This is a genomic window from Massilia sp. ST3 (assembly GCF_018119405.1).
Lineage (GTDB): Bacteria > Pseudomonadota > Gammaproteobacteria > Burkholderiales > Burkholderiaceae_D > Telluria.
Genome location: NZ_JAGPWC010000094.1, coordinates 1 through 14,963 on the forward strand (window position 1 = coordinate 1; position 14,963 = coordinate 14,963).

Below are 14,963 nucleotides of genomic sequence, written 5' to 3' on the forward strand. Positions count from 1 at the left end.
GGGGGGCCCCGCGGGGGGGGGGGGCGGGGGGGGGGGGGGGCCCCCCCAACCCCTACGCCGATTCAGGTGTAACGATCAATCGGCCTGCTGGTGCTCGCGCAAGGCGAGGGCTTCACCCAACATCACCAGCACCGGCCCGTGGCCCGGCTCCAGCCCGCGCGCCAGGTCGCTCAGGGTCAGGCGCAGGATGCGCTCGTCGCTGCGGCTGCAATTCTCCACCACCACCACCGGCAGGCTTGGCCGGCGGCCTTCGGCCAGCAGGCGCTCGGCCGTCGCCGCGGCTTCGCGCCCGCCCATGTACTGGACCAGGGTGTCGGTCTCGGGCAGCGCCGGATGGTCCGGCTGATCGGGGGCGGTGGAAGAGGTGAAGAAGGCCACGCTGCGCGCCACGCCGCGCTTGGTCAGCGGCTGGCGGGTGGCTGCCGCCGCCGCCACGGCGGTGGTGATGCCGGGGACCACCTCGACGGCGATGCCTTCCGCTTCCAGCGCGCGCAGCTCCTCGTCGGCGCGCCCGAACAGCATCGGGTCGCCGCCTTTCAGGCGCACCACCAGGGAATATTTCTTTGCGCACTCCACCAGCTGCTGGTTGATCAGGGCCTGGGCGGTGGAGCGCTGGCCGGAACGCTTGCCGACCGAGATCTTCTCGGCGCGCGCGCACAGTTCCAGCATCTCGGGCGTCACGAGGGCGTCGTACAAGACTACGTCGGCCTGCCCCAGCAGGCGCGCGCCGCGCACGGTGATCAGGTCAGCCGCGCCAGGGCCTGCTCCCACCAGATAGACTTTGCCCAGCGCCCCCATGCATGCCCTTTCGCTTATTGATCCAGGCGGATCATACCCGCTGCGACGGTCTGGTGGGTGACTTCATCGATCAGGATGAAGGCGCCGGTGGCGCGGATGTCGGCGTAGGCGTCGGCCGCCAGCGGCTGTTGCACGTTCAGCTTGATGCGTGCGATGTCGTTCAGCTTCAGCCCGTCAGCGGGGTTGGGCTGAACTTCGCGCTGCTGGGTGTTCACATCCAGGATGCTGTCCACGCCGGTCACCTTGGCCGCGGTCTGGCGGGTACCGTGCTTGAGCCAGTACTTGCGGCGCAGGTCGAGCGGCTCGTCGGACATCCAGCATACGTCGGCCGTCACCTGCTTGAGCAGGGTCGCAGGCTGCTCGGCGCTGGACAGCACGTCGCCGCGCGAGACGTCCACGTATTCGTTCAGCACCAGGGTGATCGACTGGCCGGCTTCCGCGCACGAGAGCGAACCGTCGAAGGTGACGATGTCCTTGACCGTGGCGGCATGGCCGGATGGCTGCACCACCAGCTTGTCGCCCACCGAGACCTTGCCCGACTCGATGCGGCCCATGTAGCCGCGGAAGTCGTTGGCTTCGTGGCCGTTGTGGCGCGCCACCAGCTGCACCGGGAAGCGGAAGGGGGCGGCATGCGATTCGTCGTAGACCGAGAGCGATTCCAGCAGCTCGATCAGGGTCGGGCCTGCGTACCAGGGCATCTTCTCGGAGCGGTCGACCACGTTGTCGCCGCTGAGTGCCGACAGCGGGATCGCGGTCACGTCCTTCAGGCCCAGCGACCGGGCGAACTCGCCGTAGGCGGCCACGATGCGGTCATACACGCCGCGGTCGTAGTTCACCAGGTCCATCTTGTTGACGGCCACGATCACGTGCTCGATCTGCAGCAGCTTGGCGATGGTCGAGTGGCGCTTGGTCTGGGTCAGCAGCTCGACGCTGCCGTCGCTACCCAGCTTCACCTTCGAGACGTCCACCAGGATGATGACCGCGTCGGCGGTCGAGGCGCCGGTCACCATGTTGCGGGTGTACTGCTCGTGGCCGGGGGTGTCGGCGATGATGAACTTGCGCTTCGGGGTGGCGAAGTAGCGGTAGGCCACGTCGATGGTGATGCCTTGTTCGCGCTCGGCTTCCAGGCCGTCGGTCAGCAGCGACAGGTCGATGGTGTCGCCCACGGTGCGCTTGTGCTTGGCGCGCGATACGGCGGCCAGCTGGTCGGCGAAGATGCCCTTGCTGTCGAACAGCAGGCGGCCGATCAGGGTGCTCTTGCCGTCGTCGACGGAGCCGGCGGTGATGAAGCGCAGCAGGCCGCGCTGGTTCAGGTTATCGGTCATTGCATTCATCAGAAGTAGCCCGCTTTCTTGCGTTTTTCCATCGAAGCTTCGGAGGTCTGGTCGTCCATGCGGGTGGCGCCGCGCTCGGTCACTTCGGTGACTGCGGTCTCGGCGATGATGCCTTCCACCGTGTCGGCGGTCGAGGCCACCGGGCAGGTGCAGGAGATGTCGCCCACGGTGCGGAAGCGCACGGTGCGGGTCTCGACCGTTTCGCCTTCGCGCGCCGGGGTCAGCGGGGTGAGCGGCACCAGCAGGCCGTTGCGCGGAATGACTTCACGCTGGTGGGCAAAATAGATCGGCGGCAGGGCCAGCTGTTCGCGGGCGATGTACTGCCACACGTCCAGCTCGGTCCAGTTCGAGATCGGGAACACGCGCATGTTCTCGCCCGGGTGCACGCGGGTGTTATACAGGTCCCAGAGTTCCGGACGCTGGGCCTTCGGGTCCCACTGGCCGAATTCGTCGCGGAAGGAGAAGATGCGTTCCTTGGCGCGCGCCTTTTCCTCGTCGCGGCGGGCGCCGCCGATGCAGGCGTCGAAGCCGTGCTCGGAAATGGTCTCGAGCAGGGTCACGGCCTGGGCCGCGTTGCGCGAATCCGTGGCCGGATTGCGCAGGCGCACGGTGCCGCGCTTGATCGAATCCTCGACCGAGCCGACGATCAGGCGCTCGCCCAGTTCCGCGACGCGGGCGTCGCGGAAGGCGATCACTTCGTCGAAGTTGTGGCCGGTGTCGATGTGCACCAGCGGGAAGGGAAATTTACCCGGACGGAAGGCCTTCTCGGCCAGGCGCAGCAGCACCACCGAGTCCTTGCCGCCCGAGAAGAGCAGGGCGGGGTTGCTGCATTCGGCCGCGACTTCGCGCAGGATGTGGATCGCTTCCGATTCCAGGGCGTCCAGGTGGCGCGCGTTCACGTCGCTCAGCAGGGCGGGTTGTTCAATCACGGTCGTCATGTTCTGCCTGTTCTTGTCGTGTGGCTCAAGCTGCCACGGATTTGATACGAATGAGTTTGCCGTCGACCACGTGCAGGCCGCATTCCTTCGATTCGGGGTTCTCCCACCACCAGCGGCCGGCGCGCACGTCCTCGCCCGGCTGGATCGCGCGGGTGCAGGGTTCGCAGCCGATCGACGGGTAGCCGCGGTCGTGCAGGGCGTTATACGGCACCTCGTTGGCGCGGATGTATTCCCAGACGTCTTCCTCCGACCAGTCGGCCAGCGGATTGAACTTCTGCATGCCGTGTGCGGCATCGTCTTCCTGCACCGCCAGTTCGGCGCGGGTGCTGGACTGGGCGCGGCGCTGGCCGGTGATCCAGGCCTGCTTGCCCGACAGGGCGCGGCCGAGCGGCTCGACCTTGCGCAGCTTGCAGCATTCCTTGCGCATCTCGACGCTGTCGTAGAAGGCGTTCAGGCCGTTCTGCGCCACATAGGCTTCGACCGCTTCCGGCTGCGGGCGGAACAGGGCGATCTCGACACCATAGGTGTCGCGCACCTTGTCCACCATCGCCAGGGTTTCCGCGTGCAGGCGGCCGGTCTCGAGCGAGAAGATCCCGATCGGCAGCCTGGCCTTCAGGATCAGGTCGGTCAGGACCATGTCCTCGGCCGCCAGGCTGGAGGCGAACACGGCGGGCGAGAAATCGCGCGCAATACGTTCCAGGATCGCGCGGGTCTCTTCCACGCGATGGTGCAGGTCGCTCATGGAATGCTCCTAGATACCGGCGCCGAGGTCGCTGTGCTCGGGCTGCAGGCCGCGCTCGGCGCGGCGGAACAGCGGGACCGGCTGGTCGACCGAAGCCTGGTAGGTTTCCGAGAATACCGACAGGCCCTTGAGCGCATCGTGGATGCTGCGGTCCTGGCGGGTCGCGTAGGCGTCGAAGCCGCAGCGGTACATCTGGAACAACTGGTCGCGCAGCACGTCGCCGATCGCGCGCAGCTCGCCGGTATAGCCCAGGCGCTTGCGCAGGTTGAAGGCGATCGAGTAGCCGCGGCCATCCGAGAACTTCGGGAAGTCGACCGCGATCACCTTGAAGCGGTGCAGGTCGTCCTTGATCTCGGCGGCCAACTGGTCCGGGGCGAACCAGACGCCGATGTCCTGGCGGTCGCTCAGCACGTTGCGCTGGGCCTGCCAGACGGCGAGCGGCACGATGACTTTGCCAGCCGGAACCTCGACGGATTCCGCCGTTTGTCCCTCGTCGAGACGCAGCACCGCCCAGTCGTCGGCGACGACTTCGCGGCCCTTGATGATCTGTGCATGCGTATCAAGCATATTCGTCTTCCCCAACCAGTTGACCGCCCTTGATGGGGCTTGCGTATACATATTCCTTGAACGGCGCGACGCCGATGCGGTTCACCGTGTCGATGAAGCGCTCGCCTTCGATGCGGTCGCGAACATAGACTTCGAGCAGGCGGCCGACCACTTCCGGCATCTGGGTGGCGGTGAACGAAGGCCCGATGATCTTGCCGATCGAGGACTCGTTGCCCTGGGCGCCGCCGATCGAGACCTGGTACCACTCGCTGCCGTCCTTGTCCACGCCCAGCACGCCGATGTTGCCGACGTGGTGGTGGCCGCAGGCGTTGATGCAGCCCGAGATGTTCAGTTCGATGTCGCCGATGTCGTGCTGGAAGTCGAGGTTGTCGAAGCGCTCCGCGATGGCGGCCGCGATCGGGATCGACTTGGCGTTCGCCAGCGAGCAGTAGTCGCCGCCCGGGCAGGCGATGATGTCGGTCAGCAGGCCGATGTTCGGCGTCGCCAGGCCCTTGGCCTTGACCTGCTGCCACAGTTCGAACAGCTTGCTCTGCTCGACGTCGGCCAGCACCAGGTTCTGCTCGTGGGTCACGCGCACCTGGCCGAAGCTGTAGCGGTCGGCCAGATCGGCCACGAAGTCCATCTGCTCGGCGGTCGCGTCGCCCGGCGGCACGCCGGTCTTCTTGAGCGACAGCAGCACGCTGGCATAGCCCGGCACCTTGTGCGGCTTGACGTTGCGGTTGACCCAGTTGGCGAAGGCGCGGTTGTCGGAATGAAGCGCCAGCACGTCCGTGTCTTCCAGCTGCGCATAGGCGTGCGGCTGGAACCACTTGGCGACGCGGTCGAATTCTTCCTGGGTCAGGGTTTCCGGGCCGTCCTTCAAATCCGCCCACTCGGCTTCGACCAGGCGGGTGAATTCCTCGACGCCCAGGGCCTTCAGCAGGATCTTGATGCGGGCCTTGTACTTGTTGTCGCGGCGGCCGAACTGGTTATACACGCGCATCACGGCTTCGGTGTAGGTCAGGATGTGCTGCCACGGCAGGAAGTCGCGGATCACGCTGCCCAGGATGGGGGTGCGGCCCAGGCCGCCTCCGGCCATGTACTTGAAGCCCACTTCGCCGGCCTCGTTGCGCACCATGGTCAGGCCGATGTCGTGCACGGCGATCGCGGCGCGGTCTTCGACGGCGCCGTTGATGGCGATCTTGAACTTGCGCGGCAGGGCCAGGAATTCGGGGTGGAAGGTGCTCCACTGGCGCAGGATCTCGGCGAAGGGGCGTGGATCGATGAGTTCATCGGCCGCCACGCCGGCGAATTCGTCGGTCGTGATGTTGCGGATGCAGTTGCCCGAGGTCTGGATGGCGTGCATTTCCACCGAAGCCAGGTCGGTCAGGATGTCTGGGGTGTTTTCCAGCTCGATCCAGTTGAACTGGATGTTCTGGCGGGTGGTGAAATGGCCGTAGCCGCGGTCGTACTTGCGCGCGATGTGCGCGAACATGCGCACCTGCTTGGACGCCAGCAGGCCGTAGGGCACGGCGATACGCAGCATGTAGGCATGGCGCTGCATGTACAGGCCATTCTGCAGGCGCAGCGGCAGGAATTCTTCTTCCGTCAGCTCATTGTTCAGGCGGCGCGCAACCTGGTCGCGGTATTGCGCAATCCGTTCGCGCACGATGAGGTGGTCGTAGTGGTCGTAGCGGTACATGGTCTCGTCCAAGAGGGTGGCTGGACTGCCCACCCGTTAAAGTATTTCCAATAATAAGGACCGCGGCCTATATTCCAAACTACGGAGAATTTATTTGCTTATATGCGTAACTTGAATAAGCATCTTAAAATGTCGTCTACTGCCAAACCAACAACCCAGCCTGCATGAATCTTCATCAATTGCGCTTCGTCCGCGAGGCCGTACGCCAGAACTACAACCTGACCGACGCGGCCAAGGCCCTGTTTACCTCCCAGCCGGGGGTGTCGAAGGCCATCATCGAGCTGGAAGAAGAGCTGGGGGTCGACATTTTCACCCGCCACGGCAAGCGCATCCGCGGGCTCACCGAGCCGGGGCGGCTGGTGCTGCAGTCGGTCGAGCTGATCATGCAGGAGATCGACAGCCTCAAGCGCATCGGCAAGGAATACGCGGCCCACGACAGCGGCAGCTTCACCATCGCCACCACCCACACCCAGGCGCGCTACATGCTGCCCAAGGTAGTGCAGGCCTTCATGCAGAAATATCCCAAGGTGCGGCTGTCGCTGCTGCAGGGCAATCCGCGCCAGATCGCCGACATGATCAAGAACGACCAGGCCGACCTGGCCATCGCCACCGAGTCGATCACGGCGGTCGACGGCCTGATCACCCTGCCGGCCTACCAGTGGGAGCACGTGGTGGTGGCCCCGCCCGAGCACCCGCTGTTCAAGTCGCGCGCGGTGTCGCTGGAGGAAATCGCCAGCTATCCGGTGATCACCTACGACGCCGCCTTTGCCGGCCGCAGCAAGATCGACCACGCCTTCACCCTGCGCAACCTCAAGCCGGACGTGCTGCTGGAAGCGATCGACGCGGACGTCATCAAGACCTATGTCGAGCTGGGCATGGGCATCGGCATCATCGCCAGCATCGCCTTCGACCCCGAGCGCGACCGCAACCTGCGCGCGCTGCCGGTGGGCCACCTGTTCGGCATGAACACTTCGCGCGTGGCGGTCAAGCAGGGCGCCTATCTGCGCAGCTATATCTATACTTTCATCGAACTGCTGGCGCCCACGCTCAACCGCAAGATGGTCGAGTCGGCGATGCGCGGCGGCGAAAACTACGAACTGTAATACTAGAACTGAGATACAAGGAAACACCATGAACAAGGATGCGGTTGCCGCCTACTACGCCCGCAATGCGGAGCGTTATCACTCGCTGGTCGAACACTCGGAAGAGCGCTCGGAGGACTTGATGGAGGCGGGCGAGCAGCTCGCCATCCTGCTGTCCGGCCACCGGGTGCTGGAGCTGGCCTGCGGCACGGGCGTCTGGACCGAGATGATCGCGCAGGGCGCGGCCTCGGTCGTCGCCACTGATGTCAACGAGGAAATGCTGGCCGTGGCGAGCGAGCTGGGCGAGGGCCTGGACAACGTCACCTGGCGCCAGGCGGATGCATTCGACCTGCCTCCCGACCTGGAAGGCGAGGGCGGGAAATTTAGCGCCGTCTTCATGGCCGGCCTCTGGTCGCATCTCGACCGCGACGAGCAGGAAGCTTTCCTGGCCCAGCTCAAGAAGCGCCTCGGCAAGGACGTGCTGCTGGTGCTGGTCGACGACGAGTACATCGAGGGCGAGAGCGGCACCATCGCGCGTACCGACGCCCAGGGCACGACCTGGCAGATCTTCGAGGACGAGGACGGCAGCCGCCACGAGCTGGCCAAAAGCTATCCGACCGACAGCGCGCTGCGCAAGCGCCTCGGCAACGTCGGCAAGGAAATCAAGATCGCGCGCTGGGAGTTCTACTGGGTGCTGACCTGCAGGCTCAAGTGATCCTGCGGGCTCTGGAAAATGGCAGAGGCCGCAGGCATTGCGGCCGCCTGTCAATACAGGGCACTATTGCCGATCGATCCATTTGAACTTCGCTATTTCGTGCATTTCCCGATCTGTCTCCGCTTTATCCTGGTAGCGCTCACTCTCTGGCTGGGCTGGACTGCCCCCGTGCGTGCGCTCGACCCCGCCGTCCGCCTGGGCGCCTACCACCACGACAGCTGGACCGGCGAGCAGGGCGCCCCGCGCGAGATCGACGCCATGGCCCAGACCCTGGACGGCTGGATCTGGCTCGGCACGACTTCCGGCCTGGTCCGCTTCGACGGCGTGCGCTTCGAGGCCTTCCAGCCGGCGGACGGCCACCGCCTGCTGGGCAAGGGCATCACGGCGCTGGCGCCTCATCCGAACGGCGACCTGTGGATCGGCTACACCTTCGGCGGATTGAGCGTGTTGCGCGAGGGGCGCCTGCACCATCTGTCGCCCGTCGCGGGCAATCCGGTCGGCGCCACCTTCAGTATCGCGTTCGAGCGTGACGGCAGCGCCTGGGTCGCCGCGACCTCCGGCCTGTTCCACGTCCGCGACGGTGTCCTGACCCGCATGGGCGCGGCGCAGAACTACCCCACGGCGCGCGCCGAATATGTCTACCGCGACCATTACGACCGCCTGTGGGCCTCCGACGGCGCGGTCTTGTACCTGCTGGACCGCCACAGCGGGCGTTTCACGCCCTTGTTCCCGGTGCAGCACAGTCCCTTGATTTTGGGCTCGCCGGACGGGCGGGTCTGGATCGTCGACGCTGGCCGGGTACGGCTCCTGCCCGAACCGCCGGGTGGCTGGCGTCCGGCGCCCGCCAAGGCGCTGGCCGGCAGCAGCTTCCAGACCCTGTTCGACCGCGACGGCAACTTTTGGAAGGGCAATTGCCCAGTGGGCTTGTGTCGTGCTTATCCCGCGAGCTGGCAGGCGCACGAAGGGCATTTTCCGGACCGCGTCGGCGACGAACGCCTGGACCAGGCCTGGCAGATGAGCAGCCTGAACGTGCATTCGATGATGGAAGATCGGGAGGGTAACATCTGGGTCGGTACGGTCGCCGGGCTCGAGCGCTTCCGGCACAACAAGCTGATCCGCTTGCCCTTTCCCGCCGATGCCGAACGCCTCGGCCTGGCGCACGACGGCGGCGGCACGATCTGGGCCGCCACCCAGTCGCCCGGCGACATCGCCCGGCTCTGGCGCGTGGATGACGGCGCCATGCGCCTGGTGTCGACCGACCAGAAGGCCTACGTGGTGACCGCGGCCGGGGACGGTACCGTGCTGGTCGGCGGCAATCGCCGGATCGAGCGCCGGCGCGGCGACCAGGTACTGGAGAGCATTCCGCTGCCCCCGGTCTTGCCGGGCCAGAACAAGCGCAACTACGTCATCCTGGTCGCGCAAGACCGCGACAGTGTGTGGGTCGGCATCGGCGGGCGCGGCCTGTACCGCTGGCACGGGGGCAATTGGCTGCCACCGGAGGCCCACCCGCAGCTGAAAGGCCTGCTGTTCGCGACCGCGGACGCCCGCGGGCGGACCTGGTTTGGCCTACGCAACAACCGCGTCGTCGTGCGCGAAGGAGAAGCTTGGCGCGAATACGGGGAGCGCGATGGCATCGCCCTGGACGGCGTGCGCTTCATCGATGCGCGCGGCGAGGTACTGATCAGCGGCGACAACGGCATGGCGGTTCTGCGGGACGGGCGTTTCCGGCCTGTCGTCCCGGAACAAGCCGACATGCTGTCGAACGTCTCCGGCATCGCGCTGACGGCCAATGGCGACCGCTGGCTCAACACCAGCCGCGGCCTGCTGCGGGTGCGCGCCGCGGACTGGAGCGCCTCCATGCGGGACGCCGCCGTGCCGCTGCGCGCGAGTTTGTGGAACGATGTCGAGGGCTATCCGGGCAGCGCGGAAACCGTGGTGCGCATGCCGTCAGCCTTCACCGCGTCCGACGGCAAGGTCTGGCTCGCCGGTACCGATGGCGCCGCCTGGTTCGACCCGGCGCGCCTGCGCGCCAACGCGCTCGCTCCGCCGGTGGAGATCCAGGCCATCCACGCCGGCGGCCAGCGCTATCGCCCGGGCGAGATAGCCGCCTTCGCGCCCGGCACCGAGCGGCTGCAGATCGACTACACGGCCCTGAGCTACACCATGCCCGAGCGCGTGTCCTTCCGCTACCGGCTGGTAGGGCTGGACCAGGGCTGGCAGGAGGTCGGCGCACGCCGGGTTGCCTATTACACCAACCTGGGACCGGGCAGCTATCATTTCGAGGTCGAGGCCGTGAACGAGGACGGCGTGGCCAGCGGCGTGGTGGCCACGCCGGCCTTCGAGATCCGCCCGCGCTTCGTACAGACGCGCGCGTTCGCCGCCTTGTGCGTGGCGCTCGCGGCGCTGGCCGTCTACTTGCTGGTCCGGCTGCGGCTGGCGCAGGTGCGGCGCCAGCTGCAGGCGCGCATGGAAGAACGCTTCAACGAGCGCGAGCGCATCGCCCGCACCCTGCACGACACCTTCCTGCAAAGCCTGCAGGGCCTGATCCTGCGCCTGCAGGCGCTGGCGCTGCGCCTGGAGCCCGGCAGCGAGGCGCGCGAGCAGCTCGACAGCGCGCTCGACCTCGCCGACAAGGTGGTGCTGGAGGGCCGCGACCAGGTGATGGACCTGCGTATCGCCGCCGATGCGCCGCCCCTGGCCCAGGCCCTGGCCGATACCGCCGCCCGGCTGAAGGAGGGGAGCGCGGTGCGGGTGGCGCTGCGCACCGAGGGGAGCTGCGTGCAGCTGCCCTGCGCGCTGCATGAGGAGGTGGTTCACATCGCGCGCGAGGCCATCGCCAACGCCGTGCGCCACGCGCGCGCGGAGCTGATCGAGATCGACCTGGCCTGCCATGGCGGCCGGATGGTGCTGGCCGTGCGCGACGACGGCGTCGGGCTCGATCCCATGGTCCAGATGCACGGCCGCCCCGGCCACTGGGGCCTGACCGGCATGCGCGAGCGCGCGGCCAGGATCGGCGCCCGGCTCGTGATCCGCAACCGTCCCGCGCGCGGCGCCGAAGTCGTGCTTACTTTGCAAGCCGATGCGGCAACAAGCCAGCGTGCGGTCGCGCGCGCGACGGCCGGCGTGGTTTGATCGGCAATTTCCTGTGGCCGAATGGCCACTGTTGAAGCGAATCTTCAGCGCAAGCGGGCGTGCGCGCCCATAATAGCGGCACGAGGGCGTTCGCCTGCCGCTTCCTTTCGCTTCACGATGCTCGCCACCCAGCAGATCTTCCTCATCGCCTCGCTGCTTTGCTTCCTGACCTTCCTCGCGCTGCTGTCCGTGAATGCGGACGGCGTGCGCGGCATGCGCGCCATGCTGCTGGCGTCGGTGCTGGGCATGGCCGGCAACGTGCTGTACGCCTTCGGCCGCGAGCTGCCGCCGGTGCTGGCCTACGAGGGCGCGAACCTGGCCTACGCCGCCGCCGGCGCGGCCCTGGTGGCGGGCTACCGCCAGCTGACCGGACACGAAGCCGGCAAGCCGCTGCTGGCCGTCCTGGTCGCCGCATTCGGCGTGCTGGCGGCATTCTTTCATTATCAGATCGATTCCTTCGCCGCGCGCAGCGTCCTGGTATCGCTGTTCCAGGCAGGCGTGTGCGTGGCGATCGCGCGCACCGTGCTGGCCGCGCGCGCGGCCTGGCAGGGACCGTTCTATCCCCAGCGCTTCGTGCTGGCGATGTGCGCGCTGGTGGCGCTCGGGCACGCCGGACGCGTGGCCTGGCTCGCGCTGGCCCAGCAGCCTCCGGGCTCGCTGCTGCAGCCGAGCGCCGTCGGCACGCTGTTCCTGGTCGCGGCCTCGCTGGCGCTGCCCGCGCTGGCCCTGGGCGGCCTGCTGGTCGCGCACCGCCAGATCGTCTCGCGCGCCGAGTACGCGGCCCGCCACGACGACCTGACCGGCGCCTGGTCGCGCAAGGCCTTCCACGAAGTGGCCGCGCGCGAACGCTCGCGCGCCGTCCGCAGCGGCAAGCCGCTGGGCCTGGTGCTGATCGACCTGGACAACTTCAAGGCCATCAACGACGCCAGCGGACACGCCGCCGGCGACGCGGCCCTGCGCCTGGTGGCCGACAGCGTGCGCAAGGTGCTGCGCGGCGGCGACGTGCTGGCGCGCATGGGCGGCGACGAATTCGTGCTGCTGCTGCCCGATGCCGACCTGGAGGCGGCAAGCGCCGTCGGCGAGAAGCTGCGCAAGGCGGTGCAGGCCGCCGCCGGACGGCCGGAGTGCAAGGGCATGGCGATGCTTACCCTGAGCATCGGCGTCACCGTGATCGCGCGCGGCGAGCAGCTCGAGCAGGCGCTGGCGCGCGCCGACGAGACCATGTACGAGGCCAAGACGGCAGGGCGCAACCGCGTCGCGGCGCGTGCGCCGGAACCCTATCTCGCGCTGGTGCGGCGCACAGGCTGAAGGACACCGCATGGCATCCACATCCGTAGGGTTGGCGGCTTCGCCGCCGACGCGTTCAATGGATGCCGCGTGAACGCGTCGGCGGCGTAGCCGCCAACCCTACCTGATAAAAAAAAGCCGGCGCAGCCGGCTTGAGGCGCCCGCCGCGGACGCGGCGAGCTGGCGGTGTGCGCGACGCGCGGCGCCATGCCGCGCGCCCGGCCCACCGTTCTTAGAACGTGTGACGCAGGCCCAGGCTCAGCACCGACGGGTCGGCGCCCAGGGCGGTGGCCGGCGGGGTCACGCTGGTCGACGAGGAATTGATGCCGAAGTTGCCGCGGCCGTTGTTGCGCAGCTGGGCGTAGGTCGTGTAGATGTTGGTGCGCTTCGACAGCGCGTAGGTGTAGGCCAGCGACACGGTGTTGCCCTTGGCGCCGGTTTCCAGTTTCTGCTGCTGGAAGTTGAGGAAGAACTTGTTCGAACCGGCGGTGTAGGCCGCGCCCAGGTTGGCGTTCTTGTATTCGTTGTTGGCGCCGGTCAGGTCGGCGACCATGTAGTTCCCCTTGATCTCGAAGGCGCCGAAGCTGTAGCCCGCGCCGAACGCCCATTCCTTGTCGTCGCCGGTCGCCAGCCGCTCGAACACGTGGTAGCCGCCGCCCAGGTACAGGCCGCCGTTCTTGTATTCCAGCGACACGCCCATCAGGTCGCCCGACGGATCGACGCTCTTCTCGCCGGCCGAGTAGGCGGCGTTCACGACGAAGCCGGACAGGGCGTTGCTCTTGTAGTTGACCGAGTTCGCCAGGCGGCGGGTCAGGCGGTTGGTGCCGAAGGCCGACAGGTTGCTGCCGAACATGCCCTGGCCCAGGATGTCGGAGGCGGCGGCGACGGCGGCGATCGGGCTGTACTCCCGGCCCACGGTCAGGGTGCCGAAGTCGCCCTGCAGGCCGACCACGGCGCGGCGGCCGAACAGCGAGGAGTCGGCGGCGCCGGTGTCCAGGGCTACGCCCGCTTCGATGTTGAACATTGCCTTCAGACCGTTACCCAGATCTTCAGTGCCGCGGAAGCCGAGGCGGCTGCTCGACTGGTTGCCCGAGTTGATCACGGTGCGGCGGTCTTCGCCCGGTGCATCGGTGTCCTCGATGGCGATGGCAGCGTCCATCACGCCGTAGACTTGGACATTGGTCTGGGCTTGGGCGAACAGCGGCAGGGAGGACAGCAGTGCAGCGGCGAGGCATTGATACTTCATGAAGATCTCCAGTGTGGTTTCGACAAGATGTCGAGTGAGCGGTGTCACTCGGATCGACCGGGATCTTAACGAGGCAATATGTCTGCCTGATGACATTCACGCCATGTTGCAGCCGTATCAAGCAGCATCGCGCCGCATCGCGCCGCACGGGGCCGGCTTCACACGAGGTGCTTGGCGACCGGAAGGACGATGTCGATGCGCGTGCCGGGCGGCTCGTCGCTGCCGATGGCAATCTCGCCGCCCATGTTCCAGACCCGCTCGCGCATGCCTACCAGGCCGAGCGACTGGGCCTTGTCCATGTCTTCGGCGCGGATGCCGCGGCCGTCGTCGCGGATGCTCACCATCAGGTCGTGGTTGGTGCGGAACAGCTTGAGCAGCACGCTGCCGGCCCCGGCGTGGCGGGCCACGTTGGTCAGCGCTTCCTGCACGATGCGGAAGATGGCGGTGCTGGCGGCATCGTCGAGGCGCAGTTCGGATTCGTCGGCCAGCAGGGTGCAGGCGATGCCGTGGCGCTCGATGAAATCGTCGCGCAAGCCCTGCAGGGCGAAATACAGGCCGCCGTCGTCGAGTGCGCGTGGGCGCAGGTTGGTGGCGATGCGGCGCAGCGAGGTGATGGCCGTGAGCAGGTTGGTTTCCATGCCCTGGATCAGGCGCACGCCGGTGTCGGGCAGGGAAGCGGTGCGTCCGAGCAGGGTCAGGTCCATGCGCAGCGAGGCCAGCAGCTGGCCCAGGTCGTCGTGCAGTTCGCGCGCGATGTGGGTGCGTTCTTCTTCGCGGATGGTCTGCAGGGCCGACGACAGCTGGCGCAGCTGGTCGTGCGAGCGCGCCAGGGTCTGCTGCACCAGGTGGCGTTCGGAGACGTCGCGCAGGATCACGGTGTAGATCTCGCGGCCGTCGTGCTGGACGCTGGAAATCGAGCCCTCGATCGGGAACAGGTGGCCGTTGGCGCGGATGCCGGTGACGGCGTAGTCGGTGGCGCGCCGGCCGGCGCGGCCGCTTCCGGCCGGGAAGTAATCGAGCGGCGAGTGCGCGGCCGCGTGGGGCGCCTGGATGTAGCGCGCCAGCGGGCCTCCCTGCATGGCGGCGACGCTGGTGGCGAACATGGCGGCGGCGGCCGGGTTGGCCATCAGGATCAGGTTGTGCTGGTCGATCGAGAGGATGGCGTCGCTCGCGCTGTGGACGATGCGGCGGCCGTCCAGGTCGCGCACGGTCTTGCGCATGTCACGGCCACTGAGGCGGGCGCGGCGCAACGCGGCGGCCAGGTGGCCGGCACAGTAGCCGCCAAGGAAGCCGGCCGTCAGCAGCGACGGGCGCTTGCCGCGGCGGCGATAGCTGCGCATGGAGATGATGCGGGGTGGTGCCATTCGAAGCCCGGGGCGTGGGTGGGCTTTCAGGTTACGTCGGGACGCGGGGAGGGGTGTTGAGGGGGGCTAAAGGGGGT

General features: G+C 67.4%; 12 protein-coding genes. 4 read left to right on the forward strand and 8 right to left on the reverse strand.

What is annotated here, in order from left to right; all coding sequences use genetic code 11:
* Window positions 1-75 precede the first annotated feature (75 nt).
* The 6 genes from cobA to KBW98_RS21805 are packed head-to-tail and all read right to left on the reverse strand — an operon-like array spanning window position 76 to window position 6,060.
* A complete protein-coding gene (cobA, locus tag KBW98_RS21780) occupies window positions 76-798 on the reverse strand; it encodes a uroporphyrinogen-III C-methyltransferase (RefSeq protein ID WP_211522270.1) in 723 nt (240 codons plus the stop codon).
* 14 nt (window positions 799-812) lie between these two features.
* Window positions 813-2,132, reverse strand: coding sequence for a sulfate adenylyltransferase subunit 1 (locus KBW98_RS21785; RefSeq protein WP_211522271.1), 1,320 nt, complete (start codon window positions 2,130-2,132; stop codon window positions 813-815).
* Window positions 2,132-3,070: a sulfate adenylyltransferase subunit CysD gene (gene cysD, locus KBW98_RS21790; protein ID WP_211522272.1), complete on the reverse strand. Its 939-nt coding sequence runs from the start codon at window positions 3,068-3,070 to the stop codon at window positions 2,132-2,134. Before cysD ends, KBW98_RS21785 begins: the two co-directional genes overlap by 1 nt.
* Window positions 3,071-3,095: 25 nt before the next feature.
* A complete protein-coding gene (locus tag KBW98_RS21795) occupies window positions 3,096-3,812 on the reverse strand; it encodes a phosphoadenylyl-sulfate reductase (protein ID WP_211522273.1) in 717 nt (238 codons plus the stop codon).
* Between the two features lie 9 nt (window positions 3,813-3,821).
* Window positions 3,822-4,379, reverse strand: a complete 558-nt coding sequence (locus tag KBW98_RS21800) for a DUF934 domain-containing protein (protein ID WP_211522274.1) — start codon at window positions 4,377-4,379, stop codon at window positions 3,822-3,824.
* A complete protein-coding gene (locus tag KBW98_RS21805; RefSeq protein ID WP_211522275.1) occupies window positions 4,372-6,060 on the reverse strand; it encodes a nitrite/sulfite reductase in 1,689 nt (562 codons plus the stop codon). Before KBW98_RS21805 ends, KBW98_RS21800 begins: the two co-directional genes overlap by 8 nt.
* A gap of 164 nt (window positions 6,061-6,224) precedes the next feature.
* Here KBW98_RS21805 and KBW98_RS21810 point away from each other — a divergent pair, with 164 nt between their 5' ends.
* The 4 genes from KBW98_RS21810 (at window position 6,225) to KBW98_RS21825 (ending at window position 12,297) form a co-directional block, all read left to right on the forward strand.
* The gene (locus KBW98_RS21810; protein WP_211522276.1) at window positions 6,225-7,163 is read left to right on the forward strand and encodes a CysB family HTH-type transcriptional regulator; all 939 of its coding nucleotides are present in this window, start codon (window positions 6,225-6,227) and stop codon (window positions 7,161-7,163) included.
* Between the two features lie 28 nt (window positions 7,164-7,191).
* Entirely contained in the window at window positions 7,192-7,857 is a 666-nt protein-coding gene (locus tag KBW98_RS21815; protein WP_211522277.1) for a class I SAM-dependent methyltransferase, read from the forward strand.
* A 168-nt stretch (window positions 7,858-8,025) separates the two neighbouring features.
* Window positions 8,026-10,989 (forward strand): sensor histidine kinase, encoded by a 2,964-nt coding sequence (locus tag KBW98_RS21820; RefSeq protein ID WP_211522278.1) that lies wholly within the window; start codon window positions 8,026-8,028, stop codon window positions 10,987-10,989.
* Between the two features lie 117 nt (window positions 10,990-11,106).
* Complete coding sequence (locus KBW98_RS21825; RefSeq protein ID WP_211522279.1) at window positions 11,107-12,297, forward strand: diguanylate cyclase; 1,191 nt, start codon at window positions 11,107-11,109, stop codon at window positions 12,295-12,297.
* A gap of 211 nt (window positions 12,298-12,508) precedes the next feature.
* On the opposite strand, the gene KBW98_RS21830 is transcribed toward KBW98_RS21825, so the two are convergent.
* Entirely contained in the window at window positions 12,509-13,522 is a 1,014-nt protein-coding gene (locus KBW98_RS21830; protein ID WP_211522280.1) for a porin, read from the reverse strand.
* 158 nt (window positions 13,523-13,680) lie between these two features.
* On the reverse strand, window positions 13,681-14,886 hold the full coding sequence (locus tag KBW98_RS21835; RefSeq protein WP_229429345.1) for a sensor histidine kinase: 1,206 nt from the start codon (window positions 14,884-14,886) through the stop codon (window positions 13,681-13,683).
* Window positions 14,887-14,963: the final 77 nt, after the last annotated feature.